Annotated in this window: 18 protein-coding genes; 16 read left to right on the forward strand and 2 right to left on the reverse strand. The window is 65.1% G+C overall.

Features of this window, described 5'->3' with window-relative positions; genetic code table 11:
* Nucleotides 1-1,447 (forward strand): ABC transporter substrate-binding protein (locus CV770_RS19930; protein ID WP_104463520.1); only part of this gene is annotated, 1,447 nt, incomplete at its 5' end.
* Entirely contained in the window at nucleotides 1,444-2,817 is a 1,374-nt protein-coding gene (locus CV770_RS19935; protein WP_104463521.1) for an amidohydrolase family protein, read from the forward strand. The genes CV770_RS19930 and CV770_RS19935, both read left to right, overlap by 4 nt.
* On the opposite strand, the gene CV770_RS19940 is transcribed toward CV770_RS19935, so the two are convergent.
* Entirely contained in the window at nucleotides 2,807-3,724 is a 918-nt protein-coding gene (locus CV770_RS19940) for a LysR substrate-binding domain-containing protein (RefSeq protein WP_104463522.1), read from the reverse strand. The two genes, CV770_RS19935 and CV770_RS19940, sit on opposite strands and share 11 nt — an antisense overlap.
* Before the next feature lie 272 nt (nucleotides 3,725-3,996).
* Here CV770_RS19940 and CV770_RS19945 point away from each other — a divergent pair, with 272 nt between their 5' ends.
* From CV770_RS19945 to CV770_RS19990, 10 genes are all read left to right on the forward strand, one after another.
* The gene (locus tag CV770_RS19945; RefSeq protein ID WP_104463523.1) at nucleotides 3,997-5,031 is read left to right on the forward strand and encodes an ABC transporter substrate-binding protein; all 1,035 of its coding nucleotides are present in this window, start codon (nucleotides 3,997-3,999) and stop codon (nucleotides 5,029-5,031) included.
* Nucleotides 5,032-5,057: 26 nt separating this feature from the next.
* Entirely contained in the window at nucleotides 5,058-6,098 is a 1,041-nt protein-coding gene (locus CV770_RS19950) for an ABC transporter ATP-binding protein (protein ID WP_104463524.1), read from the forward strand.
* On the forward strand, nucleotides 6,095-6,970 hold the full coding sequence (locus tag CV770_RS19955) for an ABC transporter permease (protein ID WP_104463525.1): 876 nt from the start codon (nucleotides 6,095-6,097) through the stop codon (nucleotides 6,968-6,970). The genes CV770_RS19950 and CV770_RS19955 overlap by 4 nt, the downstream gene beginning before the upstream one ends.
* The gene (locus CV770_RS19960; RefSeq protein ID WP_104463526.1) at nucleotides 6,967-7,776 is read left to right on the forward strand and encodes an ABC transporter permease; all 810 of its coding nucleotides are present in this window, start codon (nucleotides 6,967-6,969) and stop codon (nucleotides 7,774-7,776) included. Before CV770_RS19955 ends, CV770_RS19960 begins: the two co-directional genes overlap by 4 nt.
* A gap of 8 nt (nucleotides 7,777-7,784) precedes the next feature.
* A complete protein-coding gene (locus tag CV770_RS19965; protein ID WP_104463527.1) occupies nucleotides 7,785-8,921 on the forward strand; it encodes an NAD(P)/FAD-dependent oxidoreductase in 1,137 nt (378 codons plus the stop codon).
* 30 nt (nucleotides 8,922-8,951) lie between these two features.
* Entirely contained in the window at nucleotides 8,952-9,248 is a 297-nt protein-coding gene (locus CV770_RS19970) for a (2Fe-2S)-binding protein (RefSeq protein ID WP_028140357.1), read from the forward strand.
* Nucleotides 9,245-10,663, forward strand: coding sequence for an FAD/NAD(P)-dependent oxidoreductase (locus CV770_RS19975; RefSeq protein ID WP_104463528.1), 1,419 nt, complete (start codon nucleotides 9,245-9,247; stop codon nucleotides 10,661-10,663). Before CV770_RS19970 ends, CV770_RS19975 begins: the two co-directional genes overlap by 4 nt.
* Complete coding sequence (locus tag CV770_RS19980; RefSeq protein ID WP_104463529.1) at nucleotides 10,660-11,781, forward strand: NAD(P)/FAD-dependent oxidoreductase; 1,122 nt, start codon at nucleotides 10,660-10,662, stop codon at nucleotides 11,779-11,781. Before CV770_RS19975 ends, CV770_RS19980 begins: the two co-directional genes overlap by 4 nt.
* Nucleotides 11,782-11,794: 13 nt before the next feature.
* On the forward strand, nucleotides 11,795-12,142 hold the full coding sequence (locus tag CV770_RS19985; protein ID WP_027545617.1) for a RidA family protein: 348 nt from the start codon (nucleotides 11,795-11,797) through the stop codon (nucleotides 12,140-12,142).
* A 168-nt stretch (nucleotides 12,143-12,310) separates the two neighbouring features.
* Nucleotides 12,311-13,924, forward strand: a complete 1,614-nt coding sequence (locus CV770_RS19990; protein ID WP_104463530.1) for an ABC-F family ATP-binding cassette domain-containing protein — start codon at nucleotides 12,311-12,313, stop codon at nucleotides 13,922-13,924.
* 186 nt (nucleotides 13,925-14,110) lie between these two features.
* On the opposite strand, the gene CV770_RS19995 is transcribed toward CV770_RS19990, so the two are convergent.
* A complete protein-coding gene (locus tag CV770_RS19995) occupies nucleotides 14,111-15,445 on the reverse strand; it encodes a dicarboxylate/amino acid:cation symporter (RefSeq protein WP_104463531.1) in 1,335 nt (444 codons plus the stop codon).
* A gap of 140 nt (nucleotides 15,446-15,585) precedes the next feature.
* Here CV770_RS19995 and CV770_RS20000 point away from each other — a divergent pair, with 140 nt between their 5' ends.
* The 4 genes from CV770_RS20000 (at nucleotide 15,586) to CV770_RS20015 (ending at nucleotide 20,629) form a co-directional block, all read left to right on the forward strand.
* Entirely contained in the window at nucleotides 15,586-16,905 is a 1,320-nt protein-coding gene (locus CV770_RS20000) for a solute carrier family 23 protein (RefSeq protein ID WP_104463532.1), read from the forward strand.
* Nucleotides 16,906-16,978: 73 nt separating this feature from the next.
* Complete coding sequence (locus tag CV770_RS20005) at nucleotides 16,979-17,815, forward strand: SDR family oxidoreductase (RefSeq protein ID WP_104463533.1); 837 nt, start codon at nucleotides 16,979-16,981, stop codon at nucleotides 17,813-17,815.
* 116 nt (nucleotides 17,816-17,931) lie between these two features.
* Complete coding sequence (locus tag CV770_RS20010; protein ID WP_091956404.1) at nucleotides 17,932-19,731, forward strand: cation:proton antiporter domain-containing protein; 1,800 nt, start codon at nucleotides 17,932-17,934, stop codon at nucleotides 19,729-19,731.
* A 76-nt stretch (nucleotides 19,732-19,807) separates the two neighbouring features.
* Nucleotides 19,808-20,629, forward strand: coding sequence for an NAD-dependent protein deacetylase (locus CV770_RS20015; RefSeq protein ID WP_104463534.1), 822 nt, complete (start codon nucleotides 19,808-19,810; stop codon nucleotides 20,627-20,629).
* The last annotated feature ends 95 nt before the right edge of the window (nucleotides 20,630-20,724 follow it).

Consider the following 20,724-nt stretch of genomic DNA (forward strand, 5'->3'; position numbering starts at 1 on the left):
CTATTCGACCGCGCAGGTGTCGCGGAACCACGGCTTCATGGTCTACGACACGCTCTATGGCATGAGTGCCTCGCTCCAGGTCTCGCCGCAGATGCTGTCGGGCCACGTCATCTCCGGTGATGGGCTGCAATGGGACCTCAGCTTGCGCGACGGCCTGTTCTGGCACGATGGCGAGCGCGTGCTCGCGCGCGACTGCGTCGCCAGCATCCGCCGCTGGGCCGCGCGCGACGGCTTTGGCGGCGAGCTGATGGAGGCGACCGACGAGCTGTCCGCCGCCGACGACCGCACCATCCGCTTTCGTCTCAAGCGTCCGTTCCCGCTGCTGCCGCAGGCGCTCGGCAAGGCCGCGATCAATGCCTGCTTCATGATGCCGGAGCGGCTGTCGAGCCAGGATCCGTTCAAACCGCTGACCGAGGTGATCGGCAGCGGGCCATTCCGTTACCTCGCCGACGAGCGCGTGCAGGGGGCGCGCAATGCCTACGCCAAGTTCGAGCGCTATCAGCCGCGCACGGACGGCAAGCCGGATTGGACCGCGGGGCCGAAGATCGTGCACTACGACCGCGTGGTCTGGACCACCACGCCCGATGCGGGCACCGGCGTTGCCGCGCTGCAGACCGGCGAGCAGGACTGGCAGGAGACCACGCCGCACGATCTGTTGCCGGTGATCAAGGCCGCCGGTGACATCGAGACGCGCATCCTCGATCCCAGAGGTTACGCCTGCATGCTGCGCCTCAATCACCTGCAGCCGCCGTTCGACAATCCCGCCGTCCGCCGCGCACTGCTCGGTGCGATCGATCAGTCCGCGTTCATGACGGCGGTCGCCGGTGTCGATCCCGCTTTTCAGGTTTCGCCGATCGGTTACTTTGCGCCCGGCACGCCGATGGCGAGCGAGGTCGGGCTCGACGTGTTCCGCGGTCCGCGCGACTACGCCAAGGTCAAGGCCGACCTGAAAGCTGCCGGCTACAATGGCGAGAAGATCGTGGTGCTCGTGCCCACCAATTCGCTGGCGCAGAAGCCGCTCGGCGAGATCGCGGTCGATAGCTTGCGCAAGGCCGGCATGAACGTCGAATATGCCGGGCTCGATTTTGCCGTCGTGTTGCAGCGCCAGCTCAAGAAGGACCCGATCGGGCAGGGCGGCTGGAGCGCGGCGGTCGGCAACTGGCAGGGCATCGACTGGCTCAACCCGGCCGGCAACACCAACATCCGCGGCGAAGGCAAGGTCGCCGGCTGGTATGCGAGCGAGAAGATGGGGGCCTTGCGCAGCCAGTGGCTGGCCGCTTCCGAGCTCGCCGAGCAGCAGCGCATCTGCCGCCAGGTCCAGGCGGTCGCGTTCGAGGAAATTCCCTACATCCCGATCGGCCTGTACAAGCAGCCGACCGCCTATCGCAAAGCCATCACCGGTATTCTCGACGGCACGGCCGTCTTCTGGAACGTGCGCCCCGCATGAGCACCATCGCAATCTTCGGCAGCTATGTGCTGTCACGCAAAGACGGCGCGCAGGATGTGCTGCGCGACCATTGGGTCTTGGTCGAAGGCAAGAGGATCGCCGCGGTCACGCGCGACAGGCCGCGCGCGGACGAAGTCTACGACCGCCCCGGCCGCTTCGTGCTGCCGGGTCTCCTCAACCTGCACAATCACTGCTTCAGCGAGGCGGTGGCACGCAGCCACACCGAGGACGGCAACGGCCGCAAGAACAACCAGAGCATCGTCTACACGGTGCTGCTGCCGCTGACCAAGCGCGGCGCCGATATCTTGTCGGCGGAAGAACGTCTCGCCGTGGCGCGGCTCGGCATCCTCCAGCTTCTCAAGGGCGGCGCCACCACGGTGATGGAGCCGTTCCGCAATTCGATCCCTGAAATGTTCGACGCCGCCGAGGAGATGGGCATTCGCTTTTATGGGGCGCCCTATCTGTTCTCGACGTCTGATGCCAAGGCCGGCGCCGACGGCGTAGTGCAATATTCCGGCGATGACGGCGCCGCCGACATGGCGGCGTGGGATTCGCTCTACCAGCGCTGGAACAATCGGGGCGACGGCCGCATCGGCCTCGCCATGAGCCCGCATGCGACTGACACTTGCGGTCCCGACCTCTTGAAGGCCTGCGCCGTGCGGGCGCGCGAGCTCGGCGTGCCCATCACGACGCATATGGCGCAGAGCCGCGCCGAAGTCGAGACCATCGGCAAGCGCTATGGCGGGCGCACGCCGGCGCAATATCTGGACTGGCTCGGCCTGCTCGCGCCCGATTTGATGGCGGCGCATTGCATGTTCAGCAGCGACGACGATCTCAAGCTGATGGCCGCGCGCGGCATGACCGTTCTGAATTGCCCGCGCGTGTTCGCGCGCGCCGGCGTCACCGCGGCCTTCAGCCGGTTCGCCGAGCATGGCGTGCGCACCGTGGTCGGCACCGACGGTTACAACATGGACCTGCTCGGTGAGCTCAATGCGGCGTCGCTGATCTCCAAGACGACGTCGCAGCGCGCCGATGTCGCCAATTCGCCCGAGCTGATTGAAGCGAACACGACTGTCGCCGCCGACGTCATCAGGCGGCCTGATCTCGGCCGGATCGAGCCGGGCGCGACCGCCGATCTGACCGTGGTCGATCTCACCCATCCGCATCTCCAGCCGCTGTTCGATCCCCGCCGCGCGCTGATCGCGCTCGCCAACCGCGCCAATATCGATCAGGTGATCGTCGATGGCCGCATGCTGATCGATGCCGGCCGCTATCTCGGCGCGGACGAGGCCACGATCACCGCAGCAGGCAGCGCCGCGATCGGCAAGATCTGGGATCTGCCGGAGGCGCAGGCCGCGTTCAACGGCTGAGGCCAGCGTCGCCCTCGAACTCCATCAGTGCCTTGCGCATGGTCTCCACCAGATCCAGCGCCACCGGCGACGGACTGCGCTGCGCCGGGAAGACGGCTGAGAATTCGAAGTCGATGCGCGGCAGGAAGCGCCGCACGACGACGCCGCGCGTCGCGAACTCCTGTGCGGTGAAGGGATCGCAGATCGAGACCCCGAGCCCTGATGACACCATCCCGCACATGATCTCCGATAGCGTTGTCTCGACCCTGAGCACGCGGCGGACGTCGCTGCGGTGAAACACCTGGTCGACGAGGTGCCGGCTCGACGATCCCGCCGACAGCGAGATGAACGTCTCACCCTCGAAATCGCGTGGCTCCAGCACTTCCTTCTCCGCGAGGCGATGTCCGGTCGGCACTACTGCGACACGTGCCAGCGCCGGCAGCCGCAGGCTCGGCAGGCCGGAATGGGCAATCGGCACCTCGGCAAAGCCGATGTCGCATTGATTGTTCAAGACCCAGTCGACCACGATCGGCGAGATCACGCCGAAGAAGGCCAGGTTGAGGTTGGGCCGTTCCATCAGGAAATGCCCGGCAAGTCGTGGCAGATAGCCGTTCGCCAGCGCCGGCAGCGCGGCGATGCGCAGCGAGCCGGTGCGGCGGCCACGGATTTCTTCGGCCGCAGCCGTGATGCGTTCGAGACCGACGAAGGACCGTTCGACCTCGGTGTAGAGCGCCATTGCCGCGGCAGTCGGCACGAGGCCGGTGCCGCGCCGCTCGAACAGCTCCATTTTCAAGAGCGCCTGGAGATCGCGCAGCAACCGGCTGACAGCGGGCTGCGTCACCACCATCAGCTTCGCGGCCTCGGTGACGCTGCCGGTCAACATCATCGCGCGGAAGGCCTCTATCTGCCGCGAATTGATCCGCGCCATTCCAAACCCATCCATAACATTTAGGCATACAGAGGTTGCCATTATTCATTGGACGATGGAAGTATAGGTTGCGATCTTTTTCATCAGGACTGGAGACAGCCCGCTTTTTCGGCAGATTGGAGGGGTTCAAGCCTCCAGATCGCGCCAAAACCCGCCGAATGGGCGCCGGAGCCTGCTTGGAGACGGGATTGCGCGGAAGGAAATGCGGAAGGGGCTTCAGCCAGCGAGACTCGTCGGCACGTCACCTCATTCCGGTATGGAGATCGGTCCACATGAAGACTTTTCGCCTTCTGACCGCGGTCAGCATCGCAGCGCTCATTGCCGCCACCTCAGTCGCTTCGGCCCAGCAAAAGACGCTCTACGTCGCCGGCTATGGCGGCTCGTTCGAGAAGACGATCCGCGACGAGGTGATCCCGGCCTTCGAGAAGGAGAACGGCGTCAAGGTCGAATACGTCGCCGGCAATTCCACCGACACGCTGGCAAAACTCCAGGCGCAGAAGGGCAACCAGCAGATCGACGTCGCCATCGTCGATGACGGCCCGATGTACCAGGCGATCCAGCTTGGCTTCTGCGGCAAGCTCGAGGGACTGCCGGCCGATCTCTACGACACCGCGCGCTTCAAGGACGATCGCGCCGTCGCGATCGGCATCGTCGCGACCGGGCTGATGTACAATACCAAGGTGTTCAAGGAGAAAGGCTGGGCGCCGCCGACCTCGTGGAATGACCTGAAGGACACGAAATACGCAAAGCAGCTGGTGATCCCGCCGATCAACAACACCTACGGTCTCGAAGCGCTGGTGATGCTGTCGAAGATGAACGGCGGCGGCGAGACCAATGTCGATTCCGGTTTCAAGATCTTCAAGGAACAGATCAATCCGAACGTGCTCGCCTACGAGCCGTCGCCGGGCAAGATGACCGAGCTGTTCCAGTCCGGCCAGGCCGTGATCGCGGTGTGGGGCACCGGTCGCGTGCAGAGCTTTGCCAACACCGGCTTCCCCGTCGACTTCATCTACCCGAAGGAAGGAGCCGCGACGCTGCTGACGACGGCGTGTCCGATCACCAAGCCCAACGCTTCGCCGCTGGCGTCAAGCTTCGTCAAGATGCTGCTCGACCCCAAGATCCAGCTCGTGATGCTGAAGGATTACGGCTACGGCCCGGTGCTGAAGTCGCTGGTGATCCCGCCGGAGCTCGGCAAGATGGCGCCGATCGGCGAGCGTGCGGCCAAGCTCTATAATCCGGACTGGACCGTCATCAACGAGAAGCGCGAGGAGTGGACCAAGCGCTGGAATCGCGAGGTCGAGCGTTGATCTGATCGTCGCAGCGGAGACAGCGTATGGCCTATCTCGAGCTCGATCGGGTCGCCAAGCAATTCGGGGCGCAGACTGTGGTCGACGACTTCAGTCTCGCCGTGGGGAAGGGGGAGTTCATCTCCTTCCTCGGCCCCTCCGGCTGCGGCAAGACCACGACCCTGCAGATGATCGCGGGTTTCCTCGATCCCACCCGCGGCGCCATCCGCCTGGAGGACAAGGATCTGACCGCGATCCATCCGGCCAAGCGTGGCCTTGGCATCGTGTTCCAGAGCTACGCGCTGTTTCCGCACATGACGGCGGCAGAGAACGTCGCGTTCGGTCTCGAGATGCGCAACGTGCCGCGCACTGAAAGGGCCGAACGCGTTCGTGCCGCGCTCGCGATGGTCGGCCTTGCCGGCTTTGAGGACCGCCATCCCCGCCGCATGTCCGGCGGCCAGCAGCAGCGCGTGGCACTCGCCCGCGCACTGGTGATCAAGCCGAGCGTGCTGCTGCTCGACGAGCCGCTGTCAAACCTTGACGCCAAGCTGCGCGAGGAGATGCAGATCGAGCTGCGTCAGATTCAGCGCACCATCGGCACCACCACGATCCTCGTCACTCATGACCAGAACGAGGCGATGTCGCTGTCTGACCGCATCGTGGTGATGAGCCAGGGCAAGATCGAGCAGATCGGGACGCCGCAGGAGACCTACGAGAAGCCGGCCTCGGCCTTCGTCTCGCAATTCCTGGGCAAGACCAACGATTTCGCCGCGGCGGTCGATCGGAGCGCCACGTCAGCGCGGGTGACGGCGGGCTCCTGGAGTGCGCCGGCCCCGGCGGGCCTCAGCGGTGCCGTCACCGTCAGCATTCGCCCTGAAAGAATCGGCTTCGGCGATGCCGGCCTCAGCGCAAAAATCGTCACGCGCATCTTCCAGGGCAATTACTGGCTGTTCCAATGCGACAGCGAATGCGGTCCGGCGATTGTGATCCGCCAGAATGACGGCAAGGCGCAGCCGGCCGAAGGCGAGACGGTTCGCCTGACCTGGCGGCCCGAGGATATGAGCGTCCGCGCGAGGGCCGGCGCATGAGCGCGGCCGCCGAGGAGCGCAGCGCGCGTGCGCCATGGGCGCTGACGGCGCCTGCCCTGATGCTGTTCGTCGGCGTGCTGCTGATTCCGCTGGCGATGACGGTGATGCTGTCGTTCCACGATTGGGGCCAGTACAAGGGCATCGAGCCGGTCTTCATCCTCAAGAACTGGCACGAGATCGCGACCGATCCCTATTACGCCGAGATGTTCTGGCGCACCTTTCGCATCGCGATCCTGACCACGCTGCTCACCGCGCTGCTCGGGGCACCCGAAGCCTACATCCTCAACCGCATGAGCGGGCGCTGGAAGAGCTTTTTCCTGCTGGTCATTCTCGGGCCGCTGCTGATCTCCGTGGTGGCGCGCACTCTGGGCTGGGCGCTGCTGTTCGGCGGCAACAACGGCCTCGTCAACAAGCTCTTGATGTCGCTCGGGGTGATTAGCTCGCCCATTCCCTTCATGTTCACCGAGACCGGCATGGTCATCGCGCTCGCGCATGTGATGATGCCGTTCATGGTGCTCTCGGTGTGGGCGGCGCTGCAGCGGCTCGATCCGCAGATCGAGAATGCCGCGATGTCGCTCGGCGCCGGCCCCGCGACTATCATACGCCGCATCATCATGCCGCAGATCATGCCGGGTGTGCTGTCGGGTGCGATCATCGTGTTTTCGCTCTCGGCCAGCGCGTTTGCGACGCCCGCGATCATCGGCGGCCGCCGGCTCAAGGTCGCAGCGACGCTCGCCTATGACGAGTTCCTCAACACGCTCAACTGGCCGCTGGGCGCGGCGGTCGCGACGCTGCTACTGGTCGCGCTGGTGCTGATCGTCGTCGGCAGCAACGCGCTGATCGAGCGGCGCTACGCGGAGGTGTTCCGATGAGACGGAACGGCCCGCTGGCGCTGATCTTCCATACCTTCTTCGTCATCGTCATGGTGGCGCCGATCCTGGTGGTCTGTCTCGTCGCTTTCACGCCCGAGGGCTTCCTGTCGCTGCCGACCAACGGCTTTTCGCTGCGCTGGCTCAGGACGATCGCGAACTATCCCGAATTCATCCACGCCTTCTGGGTCAGCCTTGGCCTCGGCGCGCTGTCATCGTTCGTGGCGCTCCTGTTCGCAGTGCCGGCGGCACTGGCGATCGCGCGCTATCGATTCCGCGGCCGCGATGCGCTGGCCGCGCTGTTCCTCTCGCCGCTGATGATCCCGCATGTCGTGCTCGGCATCGCTTTCCTGCGCTTCTTCACCTCGGCCGGCCTCGGCGGCAGTTTTGCCGCGCTGATCATCGCGCATGTCATCATCGTGTTTCCGTTCGCGCTGCGGCTGACGCTTGCGGCCGCGACAGGCATGGACCGCACGGTCGAGATAGCCGCGGTCTCGCTCGGCGCCGGCGGCTGGACGCTGTTTCGCCGCGTGACCTTGCCGTTGATCCTGCCCGGCGTCATCAGCGGCTGGGCGCTCGCCTTCATCCAGTCCTTCGACGATCTCACCATGACCGTCTTCCTTGCAGCACCCGGCACCGAGACGCTGCCGGTGCGCATGTTCCTCTATATCCAGGACAACATCGATCCGCTGGTGACGTCGGTCTCGGCCTGCGTGATCGCGATTACCATGACCGCCCTCATTCTGCTCGACCGCTTCTACGGGCTCGACCGCGTGCTCGCCGGCAAGGGTGGCGACACGGGGCGATAGGAGAACTGATGTCCAACGACTATGACGTCGCCGTCGTCGGCGGCGGGTTGCTCGGCTCCGCAATTGCCTGGGGCCTCGGCCGGCTCGGCAAGAAGGTCGCCGTGCTCGACGAAGGCGACATCACCAAGCGCGCCTCGCGTGCGAACTTTGCGCTGGTCTGGGTCCAGAGCAAGGGACTCGGCATGCCAGCCTATACGGTGTGGACCGTGCAGGCGTCGCAGGCGTGGGCTCGGCTTGCTTCCGAGCTGAAGCAACAGACCGGCCTTGATGTCTCGCTTCAGCAGAATGGCGGTTTTCATCTCACCCTTGGTGAAGAGGAGTTCGGCCAGCGTACCGAGCTGGTCAAGCGCATGCACAATCAGGCCGGTGCTGCCGACTACAAGATGGAGATGCTCTCCGCATCCGAGGTGAAGAAGTCGCTGCCGCTGATCGGGCCGGAGGTCTCAGGCGGCAGCTATTGCCCGCTCGACGGCCACGTCAATTCGCTGCGCACCTTCCGCGCCTTCCACACCGGCTTCAGGGCGTTCGGCATCGACTATCTTCCGGAGCGGCCGGTCTCGGCGATCAGCAAGAGCGGCGGCGAGTTTCGCCTGACCACGCCGAAGGGCGAGCTGCGCGCGGCCAAGATCGTGCTTGCCGCCGGCAATGCCAATCAGATGCTCGCGCCGATGGTCGGCCTCTACGCGCCGATGGGCCCGACCCGCGGCCAGATCGTGGTGACCGAGCGCACCATGCCATTCCTGCCGCATCCGCTGACCACCATCCGCCAGACCGACGAGGGTACGGTGATGATCGGCGACAGCAAGGAAGACGAGCTCGATGATCGGGCGCTGAAACATTCGATCAGCGCCGTGATGACCGATCGCGCCCAGCGCATGTTCCCGCATCTGTCGCGGCTCAACGTGGTCAGGAGCTGGGCCGGCATCCGCGTCATGCCGCAGGACGGCTTTCCGATCTACGACCAGTCGAAGACGCATCCCGGCGCCTTTGTCGCCTGCTGCCATTCCGGCGTAACGCTGGCCTCCAACCACGCCTTCGAGATCGCGCGCATGGTCGCACAAGGCGCGCTCGAGCCGGAGCTGGTCGGTGCGTTCTCCGCCAACCGGTTCGGCGAGGCAGGCGCTGCGAACAACAGCGGCTATTAGAGATTTCTGAAGGAGCCTAAAGGCATCCCCATGTTTAGACGATCCGAACAGGACAAGCGACCGCAGGTCGAGATATTCGTCGACGGCGTTGCCGTCGCGGCGCGCCAGGGTGACACCGTCTCGGCCGCGCTACTGGCCTCCGGCCGCGACGCACGGCGTTCCACCGCCGTGAGCGGCGCGCCGCGTCTGCCCTATTGCATGATGGGCGTGTGCTTCGACTGCCTCGTCACCATCGACGGCGTCGGCAACCGCCAAGGCTGCCTCGTGCCTGTCGCCGAGGGCATGCAGATCGAGATTCAGAAGGGCAAGCGGGAGATCGGAAAATGACTGTGGCTCCCAAGCGCGAAACCTATGATGTCGTGGTGATCGGCGCCGGACCGGCGGGCCTTGCCGCCGCTGCGACATCGGCCGAAGCCGGCCTCTCAACGTTGCTGCTCGACGAGAACATCGGCCCGGGCGGCCAGGTGTTCCGCGCCATCGCGTCCACGCCGGTAACCGATCGCAATCAGCTCGGCGCTGATTATTGGGTCGGTGCCGATCTCGTGAAGTCGCTGCGTGCGACCAGCGCCGAGGTCATCCATCGTGCCACAGTCTGGAGCCTCGACCGCAACCTCGAGATCGCCGTCTCGGTCGGCGGCGCGTCCGCCTTCGTCAAGGCGCAGCGTGTGATCCTTGCGACCGGCGCACTGGAGCGGCCGTTTCCGATTCCCGGCTGGACGCTGCCGGGCGTGATGACCGCGGGCGCGGCGCAGACCATGCTGAAATCATCGGCGCTGGTGCCGGATGGTCGTACGGTGATCGCAGGGCAGGGGCCGCTGCTCTGGCTGCTCGCCGCGCAGATCCTGCGCCTCGGCGGCCGCATCGATCGCATCCTCGACACCACCGAGCGCGGCAATTACTTCGCGGCGCTTCCGCACGCCTTCGCGTTCCTGACCTCGCCCTATTTCACCAAGGGCCTCGCGATGATGCGCGAGGTGAAGGCTAGGGTGCAGGTCGTCTCCGGCGTCACGGAGCTCTCGGCGGCCGGCGACGGCCAGCTCGCCAGCGTCAGCTATGTCGCCGGCAGCAAGCGCGAAACCATTCCCGCCGATCTGCTGCTGCTGCATCAGGGCGTCGTGCCCAACGTCAACCTCGCAATGTCCGCTGACGTCGAGCATCGCTGGGACGATCTGCAACTGTGCTGGTCGCCAGTGCTCGACGCGAGCGGCAATTCGTCGGTCGCCGGCATTGCGATCGCCGGCGACGGCGCCGGTATCGGTGGTGCCAATGCAGCCGTGGTGCGCGGCCGCATCGCGGCGCGCGCGGCAGTCGAAGCGTTGGCACCCGCGGCCGCCGCAAAACTTCCGTCGATGGCAGCGTTGCGTGCCGATCTTGCCAAGGCCGAGCGTGGCCGCGTCTTCCTCGACACGCTGTTCCGCCCAGCGCCGCAGTTCCGGATACCCTCCGGCGATACCATCGTCTGTCGCTGCGAAGAGGTCACGGCAAAGGACGTTCTCGATTCCGTTGCGATCGGCGCGACCGGTCCGAACCAGCTCAAGGCCTATCGCCGCACCGGCATGGGCCCATGCCAGGGCCGGCTCTGCGGTCTCACCGTCACCGAGCTGATGGCGCAGGCGCGCGGCAAGACTCCGCAGGAGACCGGCTATTACCGGCTGCGCGCGCCGGTGAAGCCGATCACGCTCGCCGAGCTCGCGGCCGTTCCGAAGAGCGAGGCCGATATCAAGGCGGTGGTGCGCGGATGACGAGATGCGTGGATGCGATCGTCGTCGGCGGCGGCATCCACGGATGCTCTACCGCGTTGCATCTGTGCCTCGCCGGCCTTCAACCGGTGTTGATCGAGAAGGATTATGCCGGACGCCACGCCTCCGGCGTCAATGCCGGCGGCGTCCGCCAGCTCGCGCGGCACATCCCCGAAATTCCGCTCTCGATCCGCTCGATGGGAATCTGGGAGAAGATCAAGGATCTCCTCGACGACGATTGCAGTTTCGAGAGCCACGGCCAGGTGCTGGTTGCCGAGAATGAGGAGGAGCTCGCGGTCTGCCGCGCGCGTGTGGCCGAACTCAATGCGCTCGGCTTCACCCACGAAGAGCTGATCGACGCGACTGAATTGCGCCGGCTGGTGCCCGCGGTTGCCGAGACTTGTCCCGGCGGCGTGGTTTCGCGCCGTGACGGCGCGGCCAATCCGGCGCAGACGACGACGGCGTTCCGGCGCAAGGCCGAGCGACTCGGCGCCACAGTGCGTGAAGGCGTGGCCGCCAGCAACATCCGGTACAGCGATGGGCTCTGGCATGTCGACGTCGGCACTGAAACCTTTGCCGCGCCGGTGCTGGTCAACGCTGCCGGCGCCTGGGCCGGCAAGATCGCGGCCGCGCTCGGCGAGCCCGTTCCCGTCGAGACCGTGGCGCCGATGCTGATGATCACCTCGCGCGTGCCGCACTTCATCGACCCCGTCGTGATCCTGCGTGGGCGTAAGCTCTCCTTCAAGCAATTCTCCAACGGCACCGTGCTGATCGGCGGCGGCCATCTGGCAACGCCCTATCAGGATCGCAACGAGACGGTGCTGGACTGGAAGAGCCTCGCGACCAGCGCACGCACCGTGTTCGAGCTGTTTCCGGTGATGCGCAGCGCCACCATCGTCCGGGCCTGGGCCGGGATCGAAGCGAAGATGAAGGACGATATTCCCGTGTTCGGACCGAGCAGCCGTCACAAGGGGCTCTATCACCAGTTCGGCTTCTCGTTGCACGGCTTTCAGCTCGGCCCCGGCGCCGGCGCCGTCATGGCGGAGCTGATCGTCAATGGCGGCACCCAGACCCGCGTCGGTGATCTCGGCATCGACCGCTTCCATCCTTCCACGCTCTAACAATGAGGACATCATGAGCATCACCCGCAGCATCCGTACGCCCATCATGCACCGGGCCGTCGAGGCCAACGGCTTCGTCTTCCTCGGTGGCACCATCGCCGACGACACCTCGGTCTCGATGGGCGACCAGACCCGCAACATCCTCGGCAAGATCGCCGGCTATCTGAAGGAAGCCGGCACCGACAAGAGCCGCGTCGTCAGCGCCTCGATCTTCGTCACGGATCTCTCCAAGAAGAAGGAGATGGACGCGGCCTGGACTGAATTCTTCGGTGACAATCTGCCGACCCGCGCCACGGTCGGCGTCGCCGATCTCGGCGGCAGCGCGCTGATCGAGGTGGTGGTTACCGCGCTCAAGGGCTGATCGCGGCAGGCCGAGGAGGGACGTCGGCGCCGGCCGCGCTGTCGTCTCTCGGCCACCTTGATCTCGGCCTTCGATGGAATTACTTAGAGAGTTCATCAGCCAGGAACTTCGCAGCCATGGATTTTACCCCGACCGCAAAGCCCATCCGCCTTGCTCACGGGGAATTCCATGCCTGCTTCAATCATCCTGTCGAATCTGTCGCTGTCCACGCCTGACGGCCGTCCTCTTCTCTCAAACATCGATCTGACGTTCGGCGCCGAGCGGACCGGCCTCGTCGGTCGCAATGGCGTCGGGAAGACGACGTTGCTCGCGTCGATCTCCGGGGAGCATCTTCCCCAGGCGGGGCGCGTCGTCGTCAACGGAACGGTGGGTTTGCTGCGTCAGGATGTCCAGCTCCTTGCGGGTGCGACGGTGGCCGATCTGTTTGAGGCGCGAGGTCAGCTCGCGCTGCTTCGCCGGGCCGAGCGGGGAGAAGCCTCGGCCGACGACCTCGCCGAGGTCGATTGGACTCTCGAAGTACGCTTACAGGCTGCGCTTGCACGTCTCGGGTTCGATCTCGCTCCCGACACCGAGCTGGAGCGGCTGTCCGGCGGCCAGATCACGCGGGTTCGCCTCGCCGCATTGGTCTTTGCCGAGCCGGACTTCCTGCTGCTGGACGAGCCAACCAACAATCTTGACCAGGACGGCCGCAAGGCCGTGATCGATCTCCTCGCAGCCTGGCGCGGCGGTGCAATCATCGTCAGCCACGATCGGCGCCTGCTCGACACGATGGATGCGATTGTCGAGTTGACGTCGTTCGGAGCCACGCGATACGGCGGCAATTGGAGCAGGTTTCGCGAACAGAAGGCCGTCGAGCTCGCCGCCGTCAGGCACGACCTCGCGCATGCCGAGAGGAGGCTATCCGAGATCGACGGCAAGGCGCAGGAGGCCGCGGAGAAGAAAGCGCGCAAGGACAGCGGCGGCAGGAAGAAGCGCGCCAAGGGCGACATGCCGCGCATCCTGGCGGGGGCGCGCAAGGATCGGAGCGAGGATACCGGCGGCAAGACCGCGCAAATCGCCGAGCGGCAGCGCGCGGAAGCGCTTCAAGCCGTCGACGAGGCGCGCCGGTGCATCGAAATTCTTCAGCCGCTCTCCGTCAGGCTGCCCGCGACGGGCCTGCCGGCGGGCAGGGAGTTGTTTTGGCTCGACCGCGTCAGCGCCGGCTATCGGCCGGAGCAGCCGGTCTTGCGCGATCTCTCATTCGCCGTCGTCGGTCCGGAGCGCGTCGCGCTGGTCGGGCCCAATGGCTCCGGCAAGACGACGCTGCTGAAGCTCATCGCCGGCGAGCTGCGGCCGCTTTCTGGCATTGTGCGCGTCAGGCCGGATTTCGCGCTGTTCGACCAGAAGGTCAGCCTGCTCGATCCCTCGATCTCCATCCTGGACAATTTTCGGCGTCTCAATCCGAAGGCGGGTGCGAATGAGTGCCATGCCGCGTTGGCGCGGTTCATGTTTCGCGCCGATGCCGCCTTGCAGGCAGCCGGAAGCCTCAGCGGCGGGCAAATGTTTCGCGCGGGCCTCGCTTGCGTGCTGGGCGGGTCATCGCCGCCGTCGCTGCTGATCCTGGATGAGCCGACCAATCACCTCGACATCGAGTCCATCGAAGCGGTCGAAGCAGGCTTGAGGGCCTATGACGGCGCGCTGCTCGTCGTCAGTCATGACGAAGCGTTCCTGCAGGCGATCGGGGTTACGCGGCGGCTCGACCTCGCCGCCAAGGTGCTGCGCACTCACGGCGGGATCGTCTGATCCCGCCCGGCAGTCCTGATTTGGCAGTGATTTTCAAAAACCCGACGCCCTGCCCCCAGCGCGTCGGGTAGAAAAAATGAGTATCAATCCGTGATCCCAACGCAACTGTTGTGACGCGTCCCGCAGCAATTGACCACTCCGGGAAACTACCGCGTCGGAACCGCGCTGAGCCGGCTGGTTTGCAACCTACGATGCTGCACTCCCGCCCGGCTCGAGCGCTTCGCCGATCTCGAGCGGATGGGCCATGGTCTCATGCAGCGCCTCGCGGTCGAGCTCGCCTTCGGAGATGCTGATGACCACGCAGGCGACGCCGTTGCCGATCAGATTGGTCAGCGCTCGGCATTCGCTCATGAACTTGTCGATGCCGACCAGGATCGCGATCGACTGGATCGGGATATCAGGCACGATCGACAGTGTCGCTGCGAGCGTGATGAAGCCCGCGCCGGTCACGCCAGAGGCACCCTTCGAGGTGATCATGGCGATGCCCAAAATGCCGAGCTCCTGCCAGATGGTCAGATGCGTGTTGGTCGCCTGCGCCAGAAACAGCGTCGCCAGCGTCATGTAGATGTTGGTGCCGTCGAGGTTGAAGCTGTAGCCGGTCGGAATCACGAGGCCGACCACTGACCGCGAGGCGCCGAGATGCTCCATCTTCTGGATCATCTGCGGCAGCACCGTCTCGGAGGACGACGTGCCGAGCACGATCAGCAGCTCGTCCTTGATGTAGGCGATGAAGCGGAGGATCGAGAAGCCGGCGAGCCGCGCGATCGCACCTAACACCACGAGCACGAACAGCATGCTGGTGAGATAGAACGTGCCGATCAGGGCGGCGAGATTGATCAGCGAGCCGAGGCCGTAGGCGCCGACCGTGAACGCCATCGCGCCGAAGGCGCCGATCGGGGCGACGCGCACGATGATGCGGATGATGCCGAAGAACATCTTCGCGGCCTTGTCGATCGCGTCCGCAATGGGCTCGCCGGCTTTGCCGAGGAAGGCGATGGCGAAGCCGGACAGGATCGAGATCAGCAGCACCTGCAAAAGATCGCCGCGCGCGATCGCGCCCAAATAGCTGTCGGGGATGATCGCCATCAGATGGGCGACGATGCCTTCTTCCTTGGCTTTGGTGACGTAGGTGGCCACTGATTTCGGATCGATCGTGGCGGGATCGATATTGAAGCCGTGCCCGGGCTGTAGAATCTCGCCGACCAGGAGGCCGACCGCGAGCGCGACGGTCGAGACCGTCTCGAAATAGATCAGCGACTTCAGCCCGAATCGGCCGACGCGCTTGAGGTCGCCCATCGAGGAGATGCCGTGCACCACAGTGCAGAAGATCACCGGCGCGATCATCATCTTGATCAGCGCGATGAAGCCGTCGCCGAGCGGCTTCAAGGCCTTGCCGAGATCGGGGTAGAAATAGCCGATGAGTACGCCGAGCGCGATCGCGATCAGCACCTGCACGTAGAGGATCTTGTACCAGGGCTGTTGCCGGCGACGGATGGCTGGCTGGATCGCGACTTGTGTCATAGAGTGGCCCCGGAACGCATTGATTTTGCGTGATTTCGATCTTGCATGGCTTGCATCATGTGATGGTCGCCGCAGAAGCGACAATCACATTTTTGTCTGTTCGCACGAAGATCGGTCGCTGCACCGCAACTGGGGGGAACATGTCGACTTCTTCAGGCTCCGGCCGGCAACAGCAAATCTATTTCCCCCGTTGGACGTTGAAGACCTCGGGCGTGATCATGCCGGAGGAGCGGCTGTCATGGGGCCAGACGATCGTCTCCGGTCTCCAGCATTGCGTCGCCATGTCGGGCTCGACGATCATCGCGCCGCTGCTGATGGGTTTCGATCCCAACGTCGCCGTCCTGTTCTCCGGCATCGGCACGCTGATCTTCTTCGTCATCGTCGCCGGGCGCGTGCCGAGCTATCTCGGCTCGAGCTTCGCGTTCATCGCTGTCGTGATCGCCGCCACCGGCTATGCCGGGCAGGGGCCGAACCCGAATCTGTCGGTCGCGCTTGGCGGCATCGTCGGAGCCGGAGTGCTCTATGGCGTGATCGCGCTCATCGTGATGTGGTCGGGGGTCGGCTGGGTCGAGCGGCTGCTGCCACCGGCCGTCACCGGTGCGGTGGTCGCGGCGATCGGCCTCAACCTCGCGCCCGTGGCGGTCAAGGCGGTGAGCGCCGGCACGTTCGATACGGGAATCGGGCTTGCGACCGTTCTGATCATCGGCGTGGTGGCCGTTGCGGCGCCAGGCCTGTGGCGCCGCCTGCCGATCATCCTCGGCGCGATCGGTGGATATCTTCTGTACTTGCTGTTCGCCAACGGCCTCGGTTTCGGCAAGCCGATCGACTTCACTCAGCTTTCGGCCGCGCCGTGGCTCGGCATGCCGAGCTTTTCCACGCCGACATTCCAGGCCGATGCGATCTTTCTGATCGCGCCGGTTGCGATCATTCTCGTCGCCGAGAACCTCGGTCACATCAAGGCCGTCGGCGCCATGACGGGCCGGAGTCTGGATGCCTATCTCGGCCGCGCCCTGTTCGCCGACAGCCTTGCGACCATCGTGGCGGCCTGCGGCGGCGGCACCGGCGTCACCACTTATGCCGAGAATATCGGCGTTATGGCGGCGACGAAGGTCTATTCGACATTGCTGTTCGCCTTCGCCGCCATCGTGTCGATCCTGCTTGGCTTCTCGCCGAAATTCGGCGCGCTGATCCTGTCGATCCCGGGGCCCGTCATCGGCGGCCTCTCGATCGTGCTGTTCGGGCTGATTGCGGCGATGGCCGGCCGGATCTGGGTCGAGAACAAGGTCGACTTCGCCAATCCTGCAAACCTGATCACCCTCGCCGTGGCGCTGACCGCCGGTGCGGGCGACCTCACGCTCAAATTTGGCGCGTTCACGATCGGCGGGATCGGCACCGCAACTTTTGGCGCCATCATCCTCTACCAGATCCTGACCTCGCCACTCGCGCGCCGCGCGGAATGAATCCCAGCGATGCACGAAAGGGATGGAACAAAACCCGCCGTCCGTCGATGATGAGACATCCCGGAGAGAACCCATGCCGCAAACCGATCGCTCGACCTCCTTTCCCTCGCGCCTCGTTGGCCAATACGCCCTGGTGACCGGCGCCTCGCAGGGCATCGGCCGCGCCGTCGCCATCCGGCTCGCGCAAGAGGGCGCGACCGTCGCCATCAATTATTTCGGTCACCCTGAAGGGGCCGAGGAGACGCTGGCGCATGCACGCACGGCATCGGGCGATCGCGGCCATGGCAAGCTCGATCATTTCATCGTCAAGGCCGATGTCGGCAACGAACAGGAGATCGCCGCGATGTTCGAGACGATTCTGGCGCGCTGGAAACGCCTCGATTGTCTTGTCAACAATGCCGGTTTCCAGCGGGAGTCGCCGAGCGAGGCGCTCGACATCGAGACCTATCGCCGGATCATCGACGTCAACCTGAACGGTGCCGTGCTCTGCGCCCAGAAGGCGCTCGCGCATCTCGTGGCGCGCGGAGGAGGGGGCTCCATCATCAACTGCTCCAGCGTGCACCAGATCATCCCGAAACCCGGCTATCTCGCGTATTCGATCAGCAAGGGTGGCATGGCCAATCTGACGCGCACGCTGGCGCTGGAGTTCGCCGGCCGCGGCATTCGCGTCAACGCGGTCGGGCCTGGCGCGATCGACACGCCGATCAACGCGGCCTGGACTGGCGATCCCGAAAAGCGCGGCGTCGTCACCAGCCACATTCCGATGGGGCGTGTCGGCACGCCGGAGGAGATCGCCGCCGTATTCGCCTTCCTCGCCTCGGACGATGCGAGCTACATCACGGGGCAGACCCTCTACGCCTGCGGAGGCATGACGCTATTCCCCGAGTTTCGCGAGAACTGGGCGAGTTGACCTCAGTTTGGGACTGTGAGGATGGCGGTTCGGCCGGGTAGGGGTCTGCGGCGCCGTGTGCTATCGACCGTGGACGACGCTGCCGCTATTGGCAAGCGTCGACACATGAAGGGCTCGTGACCACAACCATCAACATCAATGCCTACAGCGACGCGCTGGTGGTCCTCGGCACGGCCGGTGTCGTGGTGCCGATTGTCCGCCATTGGGGCATCAATCCCGTGCTGGGCTATCTCGGCGCCGGCGCCATTCTCGGTCCGCTCGGGCTCGGCTCGCTCGTTCAGCAGCTCCCGCTCCTGTACTGGGTCACCGTCGCCGACGCGCAGAACGTCGAGGGTATCGCCAATCTCGGCATCGTCTTCCTGCTGTTCCTGATTGGGCTCGAACTGTCTTTCAGGCGGCTCGTCACGATGCGACGCCTGGTGTTCGGGCTTGGCGGCCTGCAGGTGCTGGCGACGTCCGCCATGATTTTCGGCGTGACGCTTCTCTCCGGGCAGAGCTCGGATACGGCCGTCATCCTGGGCGCGAGCCTTGCGCTGTCCTCGACGGCGATCGTGCTCGAGCTTTTGTCCACTGAGAAACGACTTGCGACCACTGCCGGTCGCGCGACCTTCTCGGTGCTGCTGGCCCAGGACCTCGCAGTCGTTCCCATTCTGGTTTTCGTCTCGGTGCTCGGCGCCGGGAGTGACGGCTCCGTCCTGGCGCACATCTCCAGCGCAATCCTGAAGGCCGCGCTGGCCGTCGCTGTCCTCACTCTGCTCGGGCGGCTGCTGATGCGGCCGCTGTTCCAGATGGTTGCAGGCACCCATTCGACGGAGCTGTTTGTTGCCGCGACCTTGTTCGTCATCGTCGGCGCAGGGATTGCCGCCCACCAGGCAGGCCTGTCGATGGCGCTCGGAGCATTCGTTGCGGGACTGATGCTGGCGGAAACGGAGTATGGTAAGGCCATTGAGGCCACCGTCGAGCCGTTCAAGGGCCTGCTGCTGGGCATCTTCTTCTTCACCGTCGGCATGGCCATCGACTTCCGCGTGTTCATGCGCGAGCCTGGTTGGTTGCTGGCCGCGGTCATCGGCATTCTCGTCGGCAAGGCGATCGTGCTCATCCTCCTCGGCCGGCTCTTCAAGCTCTCCTGGGCGACGGCGATCGAGATCGGCTTCCTGCTCGGTCCCGTCGGCGAATTCGCGTTCGTCAGCATCGGAATGGCGGCGGCCGGCGGTCTGATCGAGCCGCGCGTGTCGAGCTTTGCCGTCGCTGTCACCGCCGTAACGATGGCCTTGACGCCGCTTTTGGGCGCGCTCGGACGACGATTGGCCGCGAAGCTGGGTCCTGAGCGCTCGCCCGATCCCGAACTGGCGGTTCGGCCGCCCGGCGATCGGGCGCAGGCCATCGTGGTCGGCTACGGCCGCGTTGGAAAAGTCGTCTGTTCGCTGCTCACCAGCCACGGCCTGAACTACATCGCGGTCGATCACGAGGCCGTCGCCGTGGCGCGCGACCGCCGCGACGGTCACAAGGTCTATTTTGGTGACGCGACAGAGCTCGGTTTCCTCGAAGCTTGCGGCCTGATGCAGACGACCGGTGTGATCATTACCATCCAGTCGCGGCCGGCGATCGATGCTGTCGTCGAGCGGATCCGGGCGGTGCGGCCGGATGTGCTGATCGTTTCACGTGCGCGGGACGCCGACCATGCCCGCCACCTCTATGCGATCGGCGCAACCGATGCGGTGCCGGAAACCATCGAGGCAAGCCTGCAGCTTTCGGAAGCGGCACTGGTCGGCCTCGGAGTTGCGGTCGGGAATGCGATAGCCTCGGTGCACGAGAAGCGGGATGAATTCCGACTGACGCTGCAGCAAGCCGCCCGCATTGCCGGACAAGAGAAAGTGCGTCCGCTCGATCTCACCGGCCGCCGGTCCCCGCGATAGCCGTCCATCCGGGTCGCGATGCGCCGCGGACTGCGATGATCTGGCAAAACCGGCCCGCGCAGACTACATCTGCGCAATGGTAAACGCTCCACGGGCAAGCTCCCCGCTCCAGGATTTCGTCGGCCGGCACGAAAAGCTGTTCGTGCTGACCGGTGCCGGCTGCAGCACCAATTCGGGCATTCCCGATTATCGCGACAGCAATGGCGACTGGAAGCGGACCCAACCGGTCAACTTCCAGTCCTTCATGTCGGACGAGCATACGCGGCGGCGCTATTGGGCGCGCAGCCTGATCGGCTGGCGGCGGTTCGGCCAGGCTCGCCCGAACGATGCGCATCGTGCGCTGGCCCGGCTCGAGGCGAACGGCCGGTGCGGGATGCTGCTGACCCAGAACGTCGACCGGCTGCATCAGTCCGCCGGCCACCGCCAGGTGATCGACCTGCACGGCCGGCTCGATCTGGTTCGCTGCATGGGCTGCGGCCGCAAGACGCCGCGCGATGAGTTTCAGCATGCGCTTGGTCGGGCGAATGCGGCGTGGCTGACGCTCGATGCGGCCGATGCACCCGATGGCGACGCTGATCTGGAGCACGAGGATTTTTCGTCTTTCCACGTGCCCCCTTGCGAAGCCTGCGGCGGCATCCTCAAGCCCGACGTCGTGTTCTTCGGCGAGAACGTGCCCCGCGACATCGTCGCCACCGCGCAGGATCATCTGGCGCAGGCCGACGCCATGCTCGTCGTCGGCTCCTCGCTGATGGTCTATTCCGGATTCCGCTTCGTACAGGCTGCCGCGCAGCGCAATATTCCGATTGCGGCGGTCAATCTCGGCCGCACCCGCGCCGACGATCTCCTGACGCTGAAGGTCGGGGAGCGGTGCGAGGCGGCGCTTGCATTCCTGCTCTGATCGCGCGGGCGGCGAACTCAGCTTGCCTATTGCATAGGTGCCAAGCAGAATGGCCGGGCGCGGCGTTGTCCTTGTCGTCCATGGCATGGAAATTG

The organism is Bradyrhizobium sp. AC87j1 (assembly GCF_002936975.1).
Classification (GTDB): Bacteria; Pseudomonadota; Alphaproteobacteria; order Rhizobiales; family Xanthobacteraceae; genus Bradyrhizobium; species Bradyrhizobium shewense.